The sequence below is a fragment of the Streptococcus suis genome (assembly GCA_022354845.1).
Classification (GTDB): Bacteria; Bacillota; Bacilli; order Lactobacillales; family Streptococcaceae; genus Streptococcus; species Streptococcus suis_AA.
In genome coordinates this window covers 1107253-1128629 of sequence record CP031970.1, presented here as the reverse complement: position 1 = coordinate 1128629, position 21377 = coordinate 1107253, and the positions used below count along the sequence as shown (strand labels likewise).

General features: G+C 39.5%; 22 protein-coding genes and 2 pseudogenes. 21 read left to right on the top strand and 3 right to left on the bottom strand.

Annotated elements, in window-relative coordinates; genetic code table 11:
• Window positions 1-139 precede the first annotated feature (139 nt).
• Together rplU and D2A30_05940 are read left to right on the top strand one after the other, a co-directional pair.
• Entirely contained in the window at window positions 140-454 is a 315-nt protein-coding gene (gene rplU / locus D2A30_05945; protein ID ULL21147.1) for a 50S ribosomal protein L21, read from the top strand.
• Window positions 455-499: 45 nt separating this feature from the next.
• Entirely contained in the window at window positions 500-793 is a 294-nt protein-coding gene (locus D2A30_05940; protein ULL21146.1) for a 50S ribosomal protein L27, read from the top strand.
• Between the two features lie 85 nt (window positions 794-878).
• On the opposite strand, the pseudogene D2A30_05935 reads toward D2A30_05940, so the two are convergent.
• A pseudogene (locus D2A30_05935) lies at window positions 879-1066 on the bottom strand (site-specific integrase).
• 237 nt (window positions 1067-1303) lie between these two features.
• Here D2A30_05935 and D2A30_05930 point away from each other — a divergent pair.
• The 5 genes from D2A30_05930 to D2A30_05910 all read left to right on the top strand — a co-directional run bounded on the left by D2A30_05930 (window position 1304) and on the right by D2A30_05910 (window position 4728).
• Complete coding sequence (locus tag D2A30_05930; protein ULL21145.1) at window positions 1304-2218, top strand: LysR family transcriptional regulator; 915 nt, start codon at window positions 1304-1306, stop codon at window positions 2216-2218.
• A complete protein-coding gene (locus tag D2A30_05925) occupies window positions 2211-2675 on the top strand; it encodes a signal peptidase II (GenBank protein ULL21144.1) in 465 nt (154 codons plus the stop codon). The genes D2A30_05930 and D2A30_05925 overlap by 8 nt, the downstream gene beginning before the upstream one ends.
• Window positions 2659-3585: an RluA family pseudouridine synthase gene (locus tag D2A30_05920; protein ID ULL21143.1), complete on the top strand. Its 927-nt coding sequence runs from the start codon at window positions 2659-2661 to the stop codon at window positions 3583-3585. The genes D2A30_05925 and D2A30_05920 overlap by 17 nt, the downstream gene beginning before the upstream one ends.
• A gap of 101 nt (window positions 3586-3686) precedes the next feature.
• Window positions 3687-4025 (top strand): alkylphosphonate utilization protein, encoded by a 339-nt coding sequence (locus tag D2A30_05915; protein ID ULL21142.1) that lies wholly within the window; start codon window positions 3687-3689, stop codon window positions 4023-4025.
• A gap of 55 nt (window positions 4026-4080) precedes the next feature.
• Window positions 4081-4728 carry a hypothetical protein gene (locus D2A30_05910; protein ID ULL21141.1) on the top strand — a complete coding sequence of 216 codons (648 nt, stop codon included), beginning with the start codon at window positions 4081-4083 and terminating at the stop codon, window positions 4726-4728.
• 51 nt (window positions 4729-4779) lie between these two features.
• Here the strand turns inward: D2A30_05910 and D2A30_05905 are convergent.
• Window positions 4780-4944: pseudogene (locus D2A30_05905) on the bottom strand (hypothetical protein).
• 90 nt (window positions 4945-5034) lie between these two features.
• Here D2A30_05905 and pyrR point away from each other — a divergent pair.
• The 13 genes from pyrR to trmD all read left to right on the top strand — a co-directional run bounded on the left by pyrR (window position 5035) and on the right by trmD (window position 18907).
• Window positions 5035-5556, top strand: a complete 522-nt coding sequence (gene pyrR / locus D2A30_05900) for a bifunctional pyr operon transcriptional regulator/uracil phosphoribosyltransferase PyrR (GenBank protein ULL21140.1) — start codon at window positions 5035-5037, stop codon at window positions 5554-5556.
• A gap of 28 nt (window positions 5557-5584) precedes the next feature.
• Entirely contained in the window at window positions 5585-6508 is a 924-nt protein-coding gene (locus tag D2A30_05895; protein ULL21139.1) for an aspartate carbamoyltransferase catalytic subunit, read from the top strand.
• Between the two features lie 252 nt (window positions 6509-6760).
• Window positions 6761-7843 (top strand): carbamoyl-phosphate synthase small subunit, encoded by a 1083-nt coding sequence (locus D2A30_05890; protein ID ULL21138.1) that lies wholly within the window; start codon window positions 6761-6763, stop codon window positions 7841-7843.
• Between the two features lie 514 nt (window positions 7844-8357).
• Window positions 8358-11537 carry a carbamoyl-phosphate synthase large subunit gene (locus D2A30_05885; protein ULL21137.1) on the top strand — a complete coding sequence of 1060 codons (3180 nt, stop codon included), beginning with the start codon at window positions 8358-8360 and terminating at the stop codon, window positions 11535-11537.
• 62 nt (window positions 11538-11599) lie between these two features.
• Window positions 11600-12355 (top strand): SAM-dependent methyltransferase, encoded by a 756-nt coding sequence (locus tag D2A30_05880; protein ULL22003.1) that lies wholly within the window; start codon window positions 11600-11602, stop codon window positions 12353-12355.
• A gap of 7 nt (window positions 12356-12362) precedes the next feature.
• Complete coding sequence (gene pcp / locus D2A30_05875) at window positions 12363-13010, top strand: pyroglutamyl-peptidase I (protein ULL21136.1); 648 nt, start codon at window positions 12363-12365, stop codon at window positions 13008-13010.
• Window positions 13011-13021: 11 nt separating this feature from the next.
• Complete coding sequence (locus tag D2A30_05870; protein ID ULL22002.1) at window positions 13022-13315, top strand: DUF4298 domain-containing protein; 294 nt, start codon at window positions 13022-13024, stop codon at window positions 13313-13315.
• Between the two features lie 128 nt (window positions 13316-13443).
• Window positions 13444-13716, top strand: a complete 273-nt coding sequence (locus D2A30_05865) for a 30S ribosomal protein S16 (GenBank protein ID ULL21135.1) — start codon at window positions 13444-13446, stop codon at window positions 13714-13716.
• 21 nt (window positions 13717-13737) lie between these two features.
• Window positions 13738-13980, top strand: coding sequence for a KH domain-containing protein (locus D2A30_05860; protein ID ULL21134.1), 243 nt, complete (start codon window positions 13738-13740; stop codon window positions 13978-13980).
• A gap of 75 nt (window positions 13981-14055) precedes the next feature.
• Window positions 14056-15792 carry an ABC transporter ATP-binding protein gene (locus D2A30_05855; protein ID ULL21133.1) on the top strand — a complete coding sequence of 579 codons (1737 nt, stop codon included), beginning with the start codon at window positions 14056-14058 and terminating at the stop codon, window positions 15790-15792.
• An 8-nt stretch (window positions 15793-15800) separates the two neighbouring features.
• Complete coding sequence (locus D2A30_05850) at window positions 15801-17570, top strand: ABC transporter ATP-binding protein (GenBank protein ULL21132.1); 1770 nt, start codon at window positions 15801-15803, stop codon at window positions 17568-17570.
• A 112-nt stretch (window positions 17571-17682) separates the two neighbouring features.
• Window positions 17683-18201 carry a ribosome maturation factor RimM gene (gene rimM / locus D2A30_05845; GenBank protein ID ULL21131.1) on the top strand — a complete coding sequence of 173 codons (519 nt, stop codon included), beginning with the start codon at window positions 17683-17685 and terminating at the stop codon, window positions 18199-18201.
• Window positions 18191-18907, top strand: a complete 717-nt coding sequence (trmD, locus tag D2A30_05840; protein ULL21130.1) for a tRNA (guanosine(37)-N1)-methyltransferase TrmD — start codon at window positions 18191-18193, stop codon at window positions 18905-18907. Before rimM ends, trmD begins: the two co-directional genes overlap by 11 nt.
• Window positions 18908-19049: 142 nt before the next feature.
• Here trmD and D2A30_05835 read toward each other — a convergent pair whose 3' ends face one another.
• Entirely contained in the window at window positions 19050-19985 is a 936-nt protein-coding gene (locus D2A30_05835; protein ID ULL21129.1) for a polysaccharide deacetylase family protein, read from the bottom strand.
• Window positions 19986-20090: 105 nt separating this feature from the next.
• Here D2A30_05835 and D2A30_05830 point away from each other — a divergent pair, with 105 nt between their 5' ends.
• Window positions 20091-21377 (top strand): homoserine dehydrogenase, encoded by a 1287-nt coding sequence (locus tag D2A30_05830; protein ULL21128.1) that lies wholly within the window; start codon window positions 20091-20093, stop codon window positions 21375-21377.

Below are 21377 nucleotides of genomic sequence, written 5' to 3'. Positions count from 1 at the left end.
TTCAATAGTCTATCCTTAGACTATCGAAGCTAGTCTGAACTTAATTTTTATTGAGCAAGATAAAGTGGTTCGACCCACGGTACTAGGCGAGTCTTCACATCAAATTCGGGCAAGACCCAAAAATCATAGGAGGTGCATAATGAGCACATACGCAATCATTAAAACTGGCGGCAAACAAGTTAAAGTTGAAGTCGGTCAAGCTATCTACGTTGAAAAATTGAACGTTGAAGCAGGTCAAGAAGTTACTTTCGAAGAAGTAGTTCTTGTTGGTGGTGAGAAAACTGTTGTGGGTACTCCACTTGTTGGAGGCGCTACTGTTGTTGGTACTGTTGAAAAACAAGGTAAACAGAAAAAAGTTGTTGCCTTCAAGTACAAACCTAAAAAAGGTAGCCACCGCAAACAAGGTCACCGTCAACCTTACACAAAAGTTGTTATCAACGCTATCAACGCTTAAGGCGTAGCTTGAAGCAATCATTACAGAAATTCGGAGGAATAACATATGTTAAACTTGAATCTTGCTAACTTGCAATTTATGGCCCACAAAAAAGGTGGAGGTTCAACGTCAAACGGTCGTGACTCACAAGCGAAACGCCTTGGTGCGAAAGCTGCTGACGGCCAAACTGTATCAGGTGGTTCAATCCTTTACCGCCAACGTGGTACAAAAATCTACCCAGGAGCTAACGTAGGACGTGGTGGAGATGATACTCTTTACGCTAAAGTAGAAGGCGTTGTACGCTTCGAACGTAAAGGTCGCGATAAGAAACAAGTATCTGTTTACCCAATCGCAAAATAAGGTCTAGAAACCTTATATTAAAAGGCTTTCCGAGTTTTCGGAAGGCCTATTTTTTTGATTTGATACTCACCGTGATACCCATATTTCAAGAACCAATGTAGGAAGCGAAGTTGTCGGCAACTTCATTCTTTGCTTTTTGAGTAACATGAGAGTAGATGTCCATGGTTGTTTGGATGTTTTCATGTCCGAGTCTTTCTTGATAGTAGCACCAGCTTCAAACAAAAGGGAGCAGTGGGTGTGTCTAAATCCATGTGGGGTAATTCTTTTGAAGTCTGGATATTTTCTCCAAACATTTGAAAATCAATCTTTTGATTGCCATTTTTTTAATGATTGGAAAAAGATACTATACAACTTTGGACTGATGATTGTTGAAATCTGTATTTTAACCCTTGGCCTTTCATCTCTTTATAGGTTGGTATAGAAGTGACGCTTTATGGTGTAATTTGAAGTCTCCCAAAATCTACATATTTCTGGTATAATAGAAAAAGTAGTATAAAAGAGGATTTTACGATGAATATTCAACAATTACGATACGTAGTAGCTATTGCTAATAGTGGAACGTTTCGAGAAGCAGCGGAAAAGATGTATGTTTCTCAGCCAAGTTTATCCATTTCCATTAAAGATTTGGAAACAGAGCTTGGTTTTCAAATCTTTAGTCGAACCAGTTCTGGCACCTTTTTAACGCAAAAAGGGATGGATTTTTATGAAAAAGCTCAAAAATTGGTAAAAGGTTTTGATCAGTTTGAACATCTTTACTTGCAACCTGAAGAAGGTGAGAAAACTTTTTCTATTTCTAGTCAACACTATGACTTTTTGCCTCCATTGATTACCGAGTTTTCTAGACAACATCCACAATATCCTCATTTTCGTATTTTTGAATCAACCACAGCACAAATTTTAGATGAGGTTGCCCAAGGATATAGTGAATTAGGTATAATCTATTTAAATGATAAAAATACTAAAGGTATCATGCAAAAGTTAGATAAACTTCATTTGCAAGCGATTGATTTATCTGATTTCCAAACACATATCTACCTTCGGGAAGATCATCCCTTGACAAATAAAGAGGAGATTGAACCAGCAGATTTGGTTGGTTTACCGACTGTTCGATTTACCCAAGAGAAGGAAGCCTATCTATATTATTCAGAAAATCTGATTGACACCTCTGACTCATCAGTAGTTTTTGACGTGACCGATCGAGCTACCTTAAATGGCATTTTAGAACGTACAGACGCTTATGCGACTGGTTCGGGTTACTTGGATGATGAGAGTGTGAATGGGATTACAGTGATACCATTTAAAGGAAAAGTTGACAATCGCATGGTCTACGTTAAACGTGCGAGTGATGAATTGAGTCAATGCGCAAAGGATTTTGTGGAGACTTTGCAGTCATATTTTGATAAAAAGAAGGAAGAACATGCGTAAATTTGGGTTTCCGCTCCTTGCGGCGGTTTTAATTGCTATTGATCAATATGTGAAAGCTTGGACAGTTGCGAATATTGAGTTAGATTCAGTAAGAAAATTTTTACCTGGTTTCATGAGTTTGGCCTATTTACGCAACTATGGTGCAGCTTGGTCGATTTTGCAAAATCAACAATGGTTTTTTACGATAGTAACTATTGTTGTAATGATTGGGCTGGTTTGGTACTATATTCGACAAATAAAAGGAAGTCTATGGACATTATTCAGTCTTTCTTTGATGATGGCTGGAGCTTTAGGTAACTTTATTGACCGTGTTCGTTTGGGGTATGTTGTTGATATGTTTCACCTGGATTTTATAAATTTTCCGATTTTTAATGTCGCTGATATGTGCTTGTCGGTTGGGGTTGGATTGTTATTTATATGTATATTGAAAGAAGAGTATGATGGAAATAAAGGTTGAAACAGGCGGTGTTCGTCTGGATAAGGCATTGTCAGAATTGACAGAGTTATCTCGTTCGGTGGCAAATGACCAAATCAAGGCTGGTCAGGTATTGGTCAATGGTCAAGTAAAGAAGGCAAAATATACTGTACAAGAAGGGGATATCATTACCTATCAAGTACCAGAAATTGAAGAAATTGATTATGTCGCTGAAGATATTCCTTTAGATATTGTTTATCAAGATGAAGATGTCGCTGTTATCAATAAACCTCAAGGAATGGTTGTGCACCCCTCAGCTGGACATACTTCCGGGACCTTAGTTAATGCTCTTCTATACCATGTCAAAGACTTGTCTGGCATCAACGGTGTCCTTCGTCCTGGGATTGTTCATCGAATTGATAAGGATACCTCAGGTTTATTAATGATTGCTAAAAATGATGAGGCCCATACAAAACTTGCAGCTGAATTGAAAGATAAAAAATCCCTTCGCAAGTATTGGGCCATTGTACATGGAAACCTTCCAAATGATCGTGGAGTCATTGAAGCTCCTATTGGTCGTTCTGAAAAGGATCGTAAGAAACAGGCTGTGACGGCAAAAGGGAAAAAAGCGGTCACGAGATTTCAAGTATTGGAACGATTTGATGACTATACCTTAGTTGAATTAACATTAGAAACAGGTAGAACCCACCAAATTCGGGTTCACATGGCTTATATTGGTCATCCAGTTGCTGGGGACGAAGTTTATGGTCCGCGAAAAACTTTAAAAGGAAATGGCCAATTTCTCCATGCCAGAACTCTTGGATTCACTCATCCTAGAACTGGAGAGGTAGTTGCTTTTACAGCAGAAGCGCCAGCTATTTTTCAAGATACACTAGAATATCTCCGCCGAACTGCTAAAGGCCAAGGGGCTCGAGAACAGACCATTCTCTGAAAAAATAGTGAAAATTTCAGTTTGGTGAATGGTTTTGGTCTACTTGCTCATTTTTTAAAAAGATGATAGACTAGTACAGATAACATTTGAGGAGACAATGAATGGAAACTTTACCAAATTGCCCAAAATGCAATTCTGAATACGTTTATGAGGATGTAGCACTATTAGTTTGCCCTGAATGTGCCTATGAATGGAACCCAGCTGATGTGGCTGAAGTAGAAAACGGTCCAGTGGCAATCGATGCAAATGGCAATCGTTTGGCTGATGGGGATACTGTTACACTTATAAAAGACTTGAAAGTCAAGGGTTCACCTAAGGATTTGAAGCAAGGTACACGTGTAAAAGGGATTCGTATCGTCGAAGGTGACCACAACATTGATTGCAAAATCGATGGGTTCGGTGCGATGAAGTTAAAATCTGAGTTCGTTAAGAAAATTTAGTATAGATTTGGAAAGGACTGGTTCACCAGTCTTTTCGCGTTTTTGAAAGGATATTATGAAACATCAAAGTATTTTGTTTTACAGTCGGTGTCTGCTGGCTATTTTAGCTGTTACTGGTACAGCTTTAGAGATTATCAAGTACGGCATCGGTATGCTTATGTATTACACAGTGCAGTCTAACTTACTGGTCTCCCTGTTTGCTGTGTATATGGTTTATGCCATGTTCAAGGGAAACGATTTACAAGGTCCTCAGTTCCTTCGAATAAAGGCTTCGGTAACAATGTCAATAATGATTACCTGTGTGGTCTATCATTTTATGTTGGCACCACTGGCCGAAGATTTTTGGCGTGTTGAAAATATACTTTGCCACTATATTGTTCCTTTATATTTTTTGTTGGATACCATCTTACTGGATCATCAGCGCCAGTATAAATGGTTTGATCCGATTTGGTGGACGTTATTACCAGTTCTGTATATGATTTTTGGGTTAGTCAATGGCTTTTTACTCAAGATTCCAATTCCGGATGCCAAGGATAGTCCATTTGCCTATTTCTTTTTAAATGTGCCTAAATATGGCTGGTCGTATGTATTGACCTATGTAGGAATTATTTTTGCAGCCTATCTTATCTGCGGATTTGGATTAGCTGGAATCAAGTGTCTACGTGTTGCACCAAATAAACAGTTTAAAAATAATTTCCACTAAAAACCGAAAGTTAGTATTTTTTTCAACAAAAAAATTGTCAAGGACAGTATTTTATGCTATACTCTGCTTAATAAATCCTTTAATACCTGTCCAGAGAGGCAGACAAGGAGTCGGATGATCATGAGGCTGGTTTTGATTGTCTTTTAGTTTACTTTTGATAATGAGCAAGATTCTCAGGATTGGGAAATAGGAAACAATGTTTTTTATTCGTTGCCATAATAATCGTAGGACTCAAAGACCATATTAGCTGATATTTTCAAAGTCTCCTTGGAAAAGGAGACTTTTTCTATATTTTTTGGAGGTCTTATGAAGACAAAAGAAATCGTTGATGATATGACCATGAAGCGGGCGATTACCCGCATCACATATGAAATTATCGAACGCAACAAAAATTTAGACAATATCGTTCTTGCTGGCATTAAAACACGAGGTGTTTTTATAGCTAAGCGAATTCAAGAAAGGCTGAAGCAAATTGAGGGGATTGATGTACCTTTGGGTGAATTAGACACCAAGCCTTTCCGAGATGATGTGAAAGTTGAAGAAGATACAACGAATTTTACTGCGGATGTCAATGATCGGGATGTTATCTTGGTAGATGATGTACTCTATACTGGACGAACCATTCGTGCAGCAATTGATAATATTGTGTCACTTGGAAGACCCGCTCGCGTTAGTTTGGCTGTATTGGTTGACCGCGGTCATAGAGAATTACCGATTCGTGCAGATTATGTTGGAAAAAATATTCCAACAAGTCGGACAGAGGAAATCATTGTTCATATGACGGAAATTGACCAACAAGATGCTGTTTTATTAGTAGAAGCGGAATAAGTCAAGTACATTAAAGGCGGTAAGTATCATGACAATTGTAGATGGTAAAGTATCTCTAAAACATTTGGTGACTATGGAAACACTTTCGAATGAAGAAGTGCTGGGACTTATCCAACGGGGATTAGCTTTCAAAAAAGGTGAGCCTGTTGCTTTATATCGTAAATATTATGCCTCAAATTTATTCTTTGAGGATTCAACACGCACTCACAAATCATTTGAAATGGCTGAACTTAGATTAGAAATGGGAATCATAGATTTCGATGCCCGCACGAGTTCGGTAAATAAAGGCGAAACCCTTTATGATACAATTCTAACCATGTCGGCATTAGGGGTCGATATTTGTGTGATTCGACACTCAGAGGTAGATTACTACAAACAATTAATTGATAGTCCGACAATACAGACTTCAATTGTCAATGGAGGAGATGGTTCAGGTCAGCATCCAAGTCAATCTCTGCTTGATTTGATGACAATCTATGAAGAATTTGGCAGCTTTGAACAGTTAAAAATCGCTATTGCAGGGGACATCACTCATTCGAGAGTTGCTAAATCAAATATGCAAATTCTCAAACGATTGGGAGCTGATATTTACTTTACTGGTCCTGAAGAATGGTATGCGGAAGAATTTGATATTTATGGTAAACATGTAAATATTGATGATATTATTGAAGAATTAGATGTCTTGATGTTGCTCCGTGTTCAACACGAACGACATGATGGGTCAGAAAGTTTTTCAAAAGAACATTACCATCGTTTGCATGGATTAACTGAGGATAGATATAAACGACTAAAAGAACAAACAATTGTAATGCATCCAGCACCTGTTAATCGTGATGTAGAAATTGCTGATCTTTTGGTTGAAGCACCTAAATCACGCATTGTCCGACAAATGCAAAATGGTGTATTTGTCCGAATGGCTATCTTAGAAGCGATAGTGAATGGCAAGGCATAAAAGTTTCCCTTGCTCTAGCTTAACAGTTCATCTATTATCGAGCTGAACTGTTAAGCGTCGGACTTATCTTATTTAATGTCAACCTGTGAGTTGACAAATAGAAAGGAGAAGGGGTGTTCTGTTGCTCGGATTTTGTAATTGAATTCGGGCTACGGACTGGGTCAAAAAGATTGTTTTTCTTCGAACGCAAGTGTTCTTGAACAAACTCCTGTTTTGACTGTGTCCGTTTAACGCCCTTAATATCTTATTATTATGTCAAAAAGACGATTAATTTTGGAAGATGGAACTATTTTTGAAGGGGAAGCCTTTGGTTCCGAATTATATGTGACTGGTGAACTGGTTTTTTCAACGGGTATGACAGGTTACCAAGAGTCCATTACAGACCAATCATATAATGGTCAAATTTTAACATTTACATATCCTTTGGTAGGGAATTATGGTGTCAACCGTGATGATTATGAGTCCATTAATCCAACTTGTAAAGGAGTAGTTGTTAGTGAGTGGGCCAGACGGGCAAGCAACTGGCGGAACCAACTAACACTAGATGAATTTTTAAAAGCAAAAAATATTCCAGGGATTTCTGGTATCGATACCCGTGCCTTAACAAAAATTATTCGTAAACATGGGACTATGAAGGCAACAATTGCAAATGTGGGTGATTCCATTGAGCATTTGACAGATCAGTTGCGTGCGACAGTATTACCGACCAACAATATTGAGCAAGTATCAACGAAAACAGCTTATCCTGCTCCAGGAATTGGGCGTAGCGTGGTCTTGGTTGATTTTGGTTTGAAGCATTCAATCTTACGTGAATTGTCCAAGCGTGAATGCAATGTTACTGTAGTTCCATTTGATACGACAGCAGAAGAAATCTTAGCACTCTCTCCAGATGGTGTGATGTTGTCCAATGGTCCTGGAAATCCAGATGATGTACCGGAAGCGTTGGAGATGATTCGTAGTATACAAGGGAAAATACCTATTTTTGGAATTTGTATGGGCCATCAATTGTATGCCAAGGCAAATGGTGCTAAGACGTATAAGATGAAATTTGGACACCGTGGTTTCAACCATGCCGTTAGAGAAATTGTAACTGGTCGTGTAGACTTTACAAGTCAAAACCATGGTTTTGCGGTTTCGCGTGAAGATTTGCCGGATTGTCTCATGATTACGCATGAAGAAATCAACGATAAATCTGTCGAGGGTGTGCGTCATAAATACCTTCCAGGATTCTCGGTACAATTTCACCCAGATGCAGCACCTGGTCCTCATGATGCTAGCTATCTTTTTGATGAATTCATGGACTTGATGGACTCATTTAAACAAGAGCACAATTGACAATCAAAATGTAGAGCGACTCAGAGATTACATGCTCGTACGCAATTGTCCACTAAGCTGAAAAGTTGAGTCGAATTCTGAGAACTAGTGCTGAATTACGTTCAATTGCTAGCTTAGACACTAGTTTTAAAACCTCAAATATGAGTGAATCGAGATTTCAGACATCGGTTGATTATTTCATTCTATCCGGAGAGATAGAAAATAGAAAGGCAAGGGACAGTTCAATGGTTGCGAGCAACTCATTTCCCTACGCCTGCCTCTATGGAGGTCAGGCTATCCCTTGCACTAGCTCGAAAATGGATTAATGTCGAATCCATTTTCTCACGTCGGAGTATTATTTAATTCTATCCGGAGAGATAGAAAATAGAAAGGAGAAGATACAGGTTCGAGTTTCCTATTCGAACACGCCCTAAGGACTGTGCGAAAAAGATAAACATCGTCTTGATGCTCTAAGCATCAGCGTCGAGTTTCCTATTTTCGCTTTGTCCTCTTAACGGGCTCTGTATCATAAATTATGCCTAAACGTACGGATATTAATAAAATTATGGTGATTGGGTCTGGTCCCATTGTGATTGGTCAGGCTGCTGAGTTTGACTATGCTGGGACACAGGCTTGTCTAGCTTTGAAAGAAGAAGGCTATAGCGTTGTCTTGGTCAATTCAAATCCTGCAACAATCATGACAGATAAAGAAATCGCGGATAAGGTTTACATTGAACCTATCACGATTGAATTTGTTACACGTATTTTGCGGAAAGAGCGACCAGATGCTATCTTACCAACACTCGGTGGTCAAACTGGTCTAAATATGGCTATGGAACTTTCTAAAGCTGGTATTTTAGATGAACTTGGTGTTGAGTTATTGGGAACTAAGCTGTCAGCAATTGATCAGGCTGAGGATCGTGATTTATTCAAACAGTTGATGGAGGACCTGAAGCAGCCTATTCCAGAATCTGAGATAGTAACAACAGTTGAAGAAGCTTTATCTTTTGCTAAGACTATCGGCTATCCAGTCATTGTTCGTCCAGCCTTTACCTTAGGAGGTACTGGTGGCGGTATGTGTAGCAACGAATCAGAGTTGAAAGAAATTGCTGAAAATGGATTGAAACTTTCACCTGTTACTCAATGTTTGATTGAGCGGTCGATTGCTGGATACAAAGAAATTGAGTACGAAGTGATGCGTGATGCTGCGGATAATGCCCTTGTTGTATGTAACATGGAAAACTTTGACCCTGTTGGAATTCATACAGGTGACTCGATTGTATTTGCGCCAACTCAGACGCTTTCAGATATTGAAAATCAAATGCTACGTGATGCCAGTCTGACAATCATTCGTGCCTTGAAAATCGAAGGTGGTTGTAATGTTCAGTTGGCTTTAGATCCGCATAGTTTCAAATACTACGTCATTGAGGTAAATCCACGTGTTTCTCGTTCATCAGCCTTAGCTTCAAAAGCAACAGGCTATCCAATTGCCAAATTAGCTGCTAAAATTGCTGTCGGTTTTACCTTGGATGAGATGGTTAACCCTGTAACGGGAACAACTTATGCTATGTTTGAGCCAGCACTCGACTACGTTGTTGCTAAAATTCCTCGCTTCCCATTTGATAAATTTGAAAAAGGGGAACGTCGCCTTGGCACACAGATGAAAGCAACTGGGGAAGTGATGGCAATAGGTCGTAACATTGAAGAAAGTCTTCTGAAGGCTTGTCGTTCCTTGGAAATTGGTGTTTACCACAATGAAATGCCTGAGCTAAGTCACTTGTCTGATGATGCTTTAGTAGAAAAAATTGTTAAGGCTCAAGATGACCGTCTTTTCTATCTTTCAGAAGGCCTAAGACGAGGATACACTGTTGAAGAGCTTGCTCAATTAACGAAAATTGATATCTTCTTCCTTGATAAACTGCTTCATATATTAGAAATAGAACAGGAATTAGCCATCAATCATGATAATATTGATTTGCTGAAAAAAGCTAAAAAATATGGCTTTGCAGATCGTAAAATTGCAGAACTTTGGGGAAGAACAGTATCCTATATTCGTCAGTTGCGTACAGATCATAAGATTATTCCTGTTTATAAGATGGTGGACACTTGTGCAGCTGAATTTGAAAGTTCAACACCGTATTTCTATTCAACATATGAGTGGGAAAATGAATCCATTCGGTCTGAAAAAGAATCTGTCCTTGTGTTAGGATCAGGTCCGATTCGGATTGGGCAGGGTGTTGAGTTTGACTACGCGACAGTCCATTCGGTAAAAGCCATTCAGGACGCAGGCTATGAAGCGATTATTATGAATTCAAACCCTGAAACAGTTTCGACAGACTTCTCTGTTTCTGATAAGTTATATTTTGAGCCTCTGACTCTTGAAGATGTCCTCAACGTGATTGACTTGGAACAACCAAAAGGTGTTATCGTTCAGTTCGGTGGACAGACTGCGATCAACTTGGCAGAACCATTGGAAAAAGCTGGTATTCCTATCCTGGGTACGCAAGTGGCTGATTTGGATCGAGCTGAAGATCGCGATTTGTTTGAAAAAGCCTTGAAAAATTTGGGTATTCCACAGCCGCCTGGGCAAACTGCAACAAATGAAGAGGAAGCGTTAGAAGCAGCTCGCAAGATTGGATTCCCTGTGCTTGTACGGCCATCTTATGTTTTGGGTGGTCGCGCGATGGAAATTGTTGAAAATGAAAATGACCTACGTTCTTATATGCGAACAGCAGTTAAGGCATCGCCAGAACACCCTGTCTTGGTCGACTCATATATTGTAGGTCGTGAATGTGAAGTGGATGCTATATCAGATGGTACTGATGTTTTAATTCCTGGTATCATGGAGCACATTGAACGTGCTGGGGTTCACTCAGGAGACTCAATGGCAGTTTATCCACCACAGACTTTATCGAAAAAGGTGCAAGAAACGATTGTGGATTATACAAAACGTCTAGCTATCGGCTTGAACTGTATTGGTATGATGAATATTCAGTTTGTCATCAAAGACGAAATAGTTTATGTCATTGAGGTAAATCCACGTGCCAGTCGTACGGTTCCATTCTTGTCAAAAGTAACAGATATTCCGATGGCGCAAGTGGCAACGAAATTGATTTTGGGGCAACGCCTTTCAGAACTTGGTTATGAAGATGGACTCTATCCTGAAAGTCAACAAGTCCATGTCAAAGCTCCTGTCTTCTCATTCTCAAAATTAGCTAAAGTAGATAGTCTTTTAGGCCCAGAAATGAAGTCAACTGGTGAAATTATGGGCTCAGACGCCACACTCGAAAAAGCCCTATATAAGGCTTTTGAAGCAAGTTACCAGCATTTAGAAGAATTTGGGAACATCGTCTTCACTATTGCAGATGAAGATAAGGAAGAGGCCCTTGCTCTTGCAAAACGGTTCTACGAATTGGGTTATGGTCTATTTGCGACAGTTGGTACTTCAGACTATCTGATTGAAAATGGCTTACCTGTTACGCTCATTGGAAAATTAGGAGATCCTGAAAATCAAGATATTCCTAGTCTCGTTCGAGCTGGGAAAGTCCAAGCTATTATTAACACAGTTGGTAAAAAGCGTGTAGCAGATAGTGCTGGACAAGTGATTCGTAGTTCTGCTATCGAAGGAGGAATTCCTCTCTTTACAGCTCTTGATACTGCTGAAGCCATGGTTAAAGTTCTAGAAAGCCGTAGCTTCATGACACAGGCGATTTAATAGGACCTAAAAACAGGATGAATGTTGAGTTCATTCTGTTTTTTGAGTATACTAGATACAGTATGAAAGTAATAATCACTACGAGTCTGAGGATGGACGATAATCTTGTTGCAAAGGCGAAACAGCTGGCTGAGGATTTAGGTATAGAATACTTGAAAAGAAACAAGCGGTCCGTTTCGTCGTTATTAAAAGAAGTAGAAAAGGTGCTTGTGCTCTATCAAAATAAGCTTGTTTTAGAGCAGAGAAATGGTCAAACCTTCTTTTTCCACCCTGACACAGCGATGTTGCGAATAAAAGCAGGACATGATCCGCTATTAGATCTAATTGGGCCATCAAAGAAAACGATTTTAGATTGTACCATGGGACTAGCTTCTGATAGTATTGTATTAGCTAGTGCAGGTCATCAGGTGACATCCTTGGAGAGTTCACGGCTTATTCATTTTATTGTTAGTCGTGGTTTACAGGATTTCAACAGTAGTAATGTGCTGGTGGATTGTGCTATGCGATCCATTCAAACCAAATGGATAGATAGTTTGACCTATCTGAAAGAACAAATAGATAACTCTGTTGATGTCATTTACTTTGATCCCATGTTTTCAGAAGAAATCAAGGAATCAAACAATCTTTCTGGTTTAGTGCAGATGGCTGACGGAAGTCGATTGTCAAAAGAGTTGCTTCTTGAGGCAAAACGGGTTGCAAGGGAAAAAATTCTTGTCAAGGCTCATTTCAGAGACAGTGTTTTTGAAGAATTTGGCTTTAAACGTCATGTAAGACCCAGTCAAAAATTTCATTATGGAGAAATTCGTTTGAAGGAGTGAGAACAGAATGAAAATATTAGTAACTGGTTTTGATCCATTTGGAGGTGAGTCTATCAATCCTGCACTGGAGGTCATTAAATCTTTACCAAAGCAGATTGCAGGCGCAGAGATTCTTCTTGAGGAGATTCCAACTGTTTTTTATCAAGCCGCAAGTGTTCTTGAAAAAGCCATGGTTAAGTATGTACCAGATATTGTGCTATGTATTGGACAGGCTGGTGGAAGGACGGAATTAACACCTGAGCGTGTAGCCATTAATCAAGACGATGCTCGCATTCCAGATAATTTAGGACAACAACCAATTGACACTATGATTCGTGAAGATGGGCAACCTGCTTATTTTTCAACCTTACCCATCAAAGCAATGGTTGAAGCTATTCGTGCAGCAGGTCTTCCAGCCTCTGTTTCTAATACCGCAGGGACCTTTGTCTGCAACCATCTCATGTACCAAGCTCTTTACTTAGCTGATAAACAAATTCCAAAGACTAAGGCTGGTTTTCTTCATATTCCGTTTCTACCGGATCAGGTTCTTGACAAACCAGGCTTTGCCTCTATGCCTCTAGCCGATATTGTCAGAGGAGTTGAAGCATCCATTGGAGCAATAGTTGCATTTAAAGGCAAAGAGGATGTGAAGAACGTTGGAGGTGCAACACATTGATGGCGGATTGTATGGAAGTTAGGAAACGTATCGAGGAGATGGAAAAAATATTTAATATGCATCTGGAGATGAACAAGTCCCTTGCTGATAGTGTTACCCAACTCAATCAGGCACAATCAAGTTATTTACGGTTACTAGATTATTATCAAAGCCAGACCTATATGGAAGATCTTGATTTATCCAATAAGGGTTATTTTGATGGTATTCCTTGCGGTGTATTGAGTGAAGATGGAGTCTATAATTTGCTTTTTGACCGCCCGAATTTAGCAAGTCAACTGAGAGAACTAGCGGATATGCTGGATTAATAAAATTTTTAAAAAGTGTCAAGTTTTTTTCTTGACACACTGTTAAAGTGTGTTATAATAGAACATGTGCTAAATAGCTCTGCTATTTCACCGAATAATAAAAATTAAAAGAAAAGAGACATTAAAAAATGGCAGTAAAAATCCGTTTGACTCGAATGGGTTCTAAAAAGAAACCTTTCTACCGTATTAACGTTGCAGACTCACGTGCACCACGTGATGGTCGTTTCATTGAAACAGTTGGTACTTACAACCCACTTTTGGCTGAAAACTCAGTAACTCTTAAAGAAGAACGTGTACTTGAGTGGTTGGCAAAAGGTGCACAACCATCTGACACTGTTCGTGCTCTTCTTTCACACGCTGGCGTATTGAAAAAATTCCACGAACAAAAATTCTCTAAATAAGAACAGTAAGCGAGAACACTTATGGACATGATTGAAAATCTCATTATTGCGATTGTGAAACCTTTGATTTCACAGCCTGAAAACTTGACGATTAAAATCGTTGATACACCTGAATTCTTAGAATACCATTTGGATTTAGATCAATCGGACATCGGCCGTGTCATCGGTAAAAAAGGACGTACCATTTCTGCAATCAGAACGATTGTTTATTCTGTCCCTACAAGTGATAAAAAAGTTCGTTTAGTGATCGACGAGAAAGAATAGAAAGTCACCTTTTGGTGGCTTTTAAATTTACAGTCAGGGGCCTTGCCCCTTTTAACATATAGAAAGGATGAAAAGATGAATCTGATTTGGACTTATTGGAAAAAATATCCAAAATGGTTAGCATTAGATTTGTTGGGAGCTATTTTATTTGTTGTAGTAAACTTAGGCTTGCCTACATTTTTGGCAAGGATGATTGACCAAGGTATTACCAAAAATGATGCCAGTCAGCTCTATTTCTGGGCTGGGATGATGGGGTTTATTGTCTTATTAGGAATTGCTGGTCGGATGATTTTGACTTATGCAGCTGGGAAGTTAACGACAACTATCGTAAAAGATATTCGGAATGATATGTATGAGAAAATCCAAGACTATTCTCATCATGAATACGAGCAAATTGGTGTTTCTTCCCTAGTTGCTCGTATGACAAATGATGCCTTTGTTTTGATGCAATTCTCTGAAATGGTTTTGAAATTGGGAATTATTACTCCGCTGATGATGGTAGCCAGCGTTGTGATGACCTTGGTTACGAGTCCAAGTTTAGCATGGACAGTGGCGGTCGCTATTCCCTTCCTTATTTTCGTTATCTATTATGTTGCGACTAAAACACGTCCCTTATCCGAAAAACAACAAAAACGGTTGGATACCATTAACCAGTATGTTCGTGAGAACTTAATGGGACTTCGTGTCATTCGTGCATTTACGCGCGAGGAGTTTCAGGAAGAGCGTTTTTCAGATGTCAATGAACAATATACAGAAACATCTAAAAAGCTTTTCAACCTTACTGGGTTGACGGAGCCCTTGTTTGTGCAGATTATCATTGCTATGATCGTGTCAATCATTTGGTTTGCTTTGACTCCTCTACAGGAGGGCAGTTTACAAATTGGTGATTTGGTAGCCTTTATTGAATATAGTTTCCATGCACTTTTCTCTTTCTTGCTCTTTGCTAACTTGTTTAACATGTATCCACGTATGTCGGTATCGAGTCATCGGATTCAGGAAGTCTTGGATATGTCCATTTCCATTTCTAAGAATGAAGATGGCATAACTGAGACTGATTCACGTGGTTATTTGGAATTTGAAAATGTGACCTTTGCTTATCCAGGGGAAACGGAGTCGCCTGTTCTACACAATATTTCATTTAAGGCTAAGCCCGGTGAAACCATTGCCTTTATTGGTTCAACAGGTTCTGGCAAGTCTTCCTTGGTCAACTTGATTCCACGTTTCTATGATGTGACACTTGGTCGTATCTTGGTGGACGGTGTGGATGTCAGACGTTACAATCTAAAAGCACTTCGTAGTAAGATTGGTTTTATTCCGCAGAAAGCTCTGCTATTTACCGGAACTATCGCGGAAAACTTAAAGTACGGTAAGGTAGATGCTAGTCTTATGGAGCTTCACGAAGCGACGGATGTGGCTCAAGCTAAAGAATTTATCGAGAGCAAGGAAGAGAAATTTGACACCCATCTTGCTGAGGGCGGAAGCAATTTGTCTGGTGGGCAGAAACAACGTCTTTCGATTGCGCGTGCTATTGTGAAGAAGCCGGATATTTACATTTTTGATGATTCCTTCTCAGCATTGGATTATAAGACGGATGCAATTTTGCGGAGTCGTTTGAAGGAAGTAACGGAAAATGCGACAGTGTTGATTGTGGCCCAACGTGTTGGAACCATTATGGATGCAGACCAAATCATTGTACTGAATGAAGGTGAAATTGTTGGTCGCGGAACCCACAATGAATTGATGGAGAACAACGAGATTTATAGTGAAATCGCGAATTCTCAGCTCAACCGTCAATCTTTGACAGAAGAATAGGAGGAATTATGAAGAATAGATCAGTATTTATCCGTGTTTGGGACTATTTACGTCATTATCAATCTTCAGTATTTTTGGCTGTTTTTCTAAAAACCATTAGCGCAGTGATGAATGCCCTGGAACCCTTCGTTTTGGGACTGATTATTACAGAATTGACTAAAAATCTGTTAGATATAGCAAATGGAGTAGAAGGTGCCCATATCAATGTTTCCTATATTGCCATCATGCTTGCGCTCTATGCCCTTCGTGCCCTTATGTATGAAATCGGCGCCTATGGTTCTACCTATTTCATGACTAAGGCGGTACAGGGAGCAACCAAGGAACTGCGTCAGGATTTGAGTCACCAGATTAACAAAATTCCCATTTCCTATTTCGATAAACACCAGTATGGTGACCTATTAGGTCGATTTACAAGTGATGTGGAGACAGTCTCAAATGCCTTGCAGCAAAGTTTTCTTCAGCTCGTCAATGCTGTACTAACCCTTTTTTTAGCCATGTTTATGTGTTTTTGGTTGGATATATCCCTGGCTCTCGTAGTCGCAACCTTGGTTCCATTGACCTATTTGGGTTCCAAGTTTGTCATGGGCAAGTCCCAGCCCTACTTTAAACAACAGGCGGATGCATTGGGACGATTGAACGGTTTTGTGCAGGAAAATCTAACTGGTTTCAACGTCCTCAAACTCTATGGACGAGAGGAAATCTCTACAGAAGAATTTCGCCAGATTACCTCAGATTTGCAGGAAGTCGGCTTTAAAGCCAGTTTCGTATCAGGTTTACTTATGCCTTTAGTCCACGGTTTTTCTAATATTGCCTATGTCGTCGTAGCCTTACTTGCTGGTTTGAAAGTCCTAGCAGGCAAACTAACGGTTGGTAACATGCAGGCCTTCGTCCAATACGTTTGGCAGATTTCTCAGCCTGTTCAAACCCTGACCCAGTTGGCTCCTCAGTTACAGTCTGCCAAATCTTCCCTTGAACGCATCTTTTCAGTCTTAGATGAGCTTGACGAAGAAGACGCCAATGCGCTGGAGTTGACAGCTAGTCTGATCGGACAAGTTAGCTTTGAACAGGTCGAATTTGGCTATTCAGAAGACAAGCCACTTATCCGTAACTTTAATCTTGAAGTTAAACCTGGTGAAATGGTAGCTATCGTTGGACCAACGGGGGCTGGTAAGACAACCCTCATCAACTTACTCATGCGTTTCTATGATGTCACATCCGGTGCTATCAAGGTGGATGGTCAGGATATTCGTAATATTTCTCGTCAATCCTACCGTAGCCAATTTGGTATGGTCTTGCAGGATGCTTGGCTTTATGAAGGGACGATTAAGGAAAACTTACGTTTTGGGCGTCTGGATGCGACGGATGAGGAAATTGTGGAGGCTGCTAAAGCCGCCAACGTTGACCATTTTATTCGTACCCTGCCTGGCGGTTATAATATGGAAATGAACCAGGAATCCAGCAATATCTCCCAAGGTCAGAAACAGCTTTTGACCATTGCGCGTGCCTTGTTGGCGGACCCATCCATTCTTATCCTTGATGAAGCGACTTCTTCAGTTGATACTCGCTTGGAACTTTTGATTCAAAAGGCTATGAAACGATTGATGAAGGGGCGGACAAGTTTCGTCATCGCCCATCGCTTATCAACCATTCAGGAAGCTGATAAGATTTTGGTCTTGAAAGATGGACAGATTATCGAACAAGGTAATCATGAAAGTCTTTTGGCTGACAAAGGTTTCTATTATAACCTCTATCAAAGCCAGTTCAGCCAGTCTAAATAGGGGATAATAGTGTACAGTGAAAAGTATCGATTCAATTGGTACTTTTTCTAAACCTTGTGCATTCTTCCGCTACATGTTAAAATAAATGGATAGAAATACAAAGGAAGTTATCATGAATTATTTTAATGTCGGTAAAATTGTTAATACTCAAGGTTTACAAGGAGAAATGCGGGTTTTATCAGTAACAGATTTCGCGGAGGAACGGTTTAAAAAAGGTTCAGTCCTAGCACTTTTCGATGAAAAAGACCAATTTGTTATGGATGTGGAAATTGCTAATCATCGCAAGGCAAAGAATTTTGATATTATCAAGTTTAAGGGAATGTACTATATTAATGATATTGAAAAATATAAAGGGTACAGTTTAAAAATCGCTGAAGAAAAACTGACAGATCTTGAAGATGGTGAATTTTACTATCATGAAATTATTGGTTTAGATGTCTATGAAAATGATCAAGTTATTGGTCAAATAAAGGAAATTCTTCAGCCAGGTGCCAATGATGTTTGGGTGGTTAAGCGAAAAGGCAAGAAAGATTTGCTTTTACCATATATCCCACCAGTTGTGTTGAATATTGACATTCCAAACAATCGTGTAGATGTGGAATTACTTGAGGGTTTGGACGATGAGAATTGATATTTTAACGCTGTTTCCTGAGATGTTTGCCCCGTTAGAGCACTCAATTGTCGGAAAGGCGAGAGAGAAAGGAATTCTCGAAGTAAACTACCATAATTTTCGAGAAAAAGCAGAGAAAGCGCGACATGTTGATGATGAGCCGTATGGTGGCGGGCAAGGGATGCTATTAAGGGCTCAACCAATTTTTGATACAATGGATGCGATTGAAAAGACAAATCCTCGCGTTATTTTATTGGATCCTGCTGGTCGGGCATTTAATCAAACCCATGCAGAAGAATTATCAAAAGAAGACCAGTTAATTTTTATCTGTGGGCATTACGAGGGCTATGATGAGCGTATCAAGACACTAGTCACCGATGAAATTTCACTGGGTGATTATGTCTTGACAGGTGGAGAATTGGCGGCGATGACCATGATAGATGCGACTGTTCGTCTCATACCAGAGGTCATTGGGAAAGAAGCCAGTCATACAGATGATAGTTTCTCTTCTGGTTTATTGGAATACCCACAATATACTCGTCCCTATGAATATCGTGGCATGGTCGTACCTGATGTGTTGATGAGTGGTCATCATGAAAATATTCGGAAGTGGCGACTGGAACAAAGTATTAGAAAAACCTACGATCGACGTCCAGATTTACTAGCTTGCTATGAATTATCGGATGAAGAACGCTTCATTTTGGATAAGATCATAGCAGAACAATAATTAGATGAGTTCAAATGAGATGCCTAAATGGGTATCTCTATTTTTTTCAGAAAATGTGTATCATCAGCAATTACAAAAAGAAAAAACCAAGCCCCTTTGAAAGGACATGGTTTGAAAAAAGTATGGTATCTACCAGTGGATATTATGGTGTTATTTCATTTAGGAGTCCTTCAGCACTTGTAGTTGGAAGAACGCGAACACGATTAAGACTTAATAAGCCATCCGCTAGACTAGCCAAGCCATTATTTGTAGTTAAACCTAATTTATAACCGGCTTGCTCACTGATGTTTAGGGTATCTTGTGAGTAGCTACCAGATGGATAAGCTACTGCAATAGTCTCTTGATTAAGTTGGCTATCTAAATAATTTTTGGATTGGATCAATTCGCTCATCTGATCATCAGTGCTGCTTACCTCTAAGTCAGGATGATTGACTGTATGTCCTTGGAAAGACATCCCATTTACTTGCATCTCTTTCATCTGATCAAGGGTTAAATATCCTTCAATTCCATTTTCGGTAAAACCAGTTATTACATTGTTTGTCGCCTGCATGTGGTATTTTACCAAAAGAGGATAGGCATAAGAATAAAAATCCCAAATGCTATCATCAAAGGTTAACCAAACGACTTTTTTGTCCTGTGGAAGAACATTTTCTGTTAGAACTTTATAGGCTTCTTCCGGTGTAAGAGCGTAGTAGCCATTTTCTTCTAAAACTTGCAAATGACTTTCAAAAACTGCTGGTGAGACGATTAAGTTGGCATTTGCTTCCTCTTCAGGAGCCATTTCGTGAATCGCATGGTACATGAGAATCGGTATTTGGACAGGCTCATCCGCTTTAACCCAGTTTACAGAACTTGTTTGGGTTGATGAATTGGAATCAGCTGTAGTAGTATTTTGAGTAGATGCTTGACTGCTTGATTGGCTAGAAACAGTAGTCTGTGAAGCATTTGAAGAGCGAGGAATCAAGGTGGGGAGTAGAAGATAAATCAAACTTAGTACAAGAATTGTAAGAAGAGAGAGAAAAATATAATGAATATATTTCTTGGATGGTTTAGGTTGTTTTCTACGTCTACGCGCCATGATTGTTCTCCTTTGAGTCTAGATAAATTAATTATATCAAATTATTTGGAAAATTATCAGAATATTTGGTATAATAGTCGAAATACATTTAAATAAGGAGAGAACATGGCTATCAAGGTAGGATTATTAGGATTCGGTACAGTAGCAAGTGGTGTACCATTTCTATTGAAAGAAAATAAAGAAAAAATTGAAAAAGCTGCTGGGGATTCGATTGAAATTGCTAAGGTATTGGTAAAAGATGAGGCTGAAAAAGACCGTTTGGTAGCTGCTGGTCACCAGTTTCATTTTGTGACCAATATTGATGATATTTTAGAAGATGCAGAGATTGCTCTTGTTGTAGAATTGATGGGGCGAATTGAACCGGCAAAAACATTTATCATTCTTGCTTTAGAAGCTGGCAAACATGTTGTAACAGCTAACAAAGATTTATTGGCCGTTCATGGTACAGAGTTGCGTACACTTGCTGAAGAGAAAGGGTTAGCACTTTATTATGAGGCAGCAGTAGCTGGGGGCATTCCTATCTTGCGTACGCTTGTGAATTCATTTGCTGCGGATAAAATTACCCGCATTTTGGGTGTCTTAAATGGTACATCAAACTTTATGCTGACCAAAATGGTAGATGAAGGTTGGACATATGAGAAAGCATTGGAAACAGCCCAAGAGTTGGGTTATGCTGAGTCTGATCCAACAAATGACGTAGAAGGAATTGATGCTGCCTATAAAGCAGTTATCTTGAGTCAGTTTGGTTTTGGGATGACCGTTGATTTTGATGCTGTAGGACATAAAGGAATTACCACTATAACACCTGAAGATGTTGCGGTAGCTCAAGAGCTGGGGTATGTCATCAAGCTGGTGGGTGATGTCCGAGAAACAGCTTCAGGAATAGCTGCTGAAGTCTCACCAACCTTTTTGCCTAAGAACCATCCGTTAGCAAGTGTGAATGGAGTAATGAATGCGGTCTTTGTTGAGTCTATCGGTATTGGCCAATCCATGTATTATGGGCCAGGTGCGGGGCAAAAGCCAACTGCAACCAGTGTGACCGCTGATATCATTCGAATTGTACGCAGGATGAAAGATAAAACTGTAGGTAAACCATTTAATGAATATTCTCGCCCTCTTCAATTAGCTATACCAGAAGATGTGACAAGCGAATACTATTTCTCAATTCTGACTCCAGACACAAGTGGAAAAATGTTACGAATTGCAGAGATCTTCCATTCTGAGGGAATTTCATTTAAACAAATCCTACAAAAAGGTACAAAGGACGACACAGCTCGCCTTGTAATTGTTACACATGCGATGAACAAAACACAGTTGGAGCAGGTAACTAGAAAATTAGCAGAAGCGACTGATTTCACACTCGTTAACACCTTTAAGGTTTTGGGGGAATAG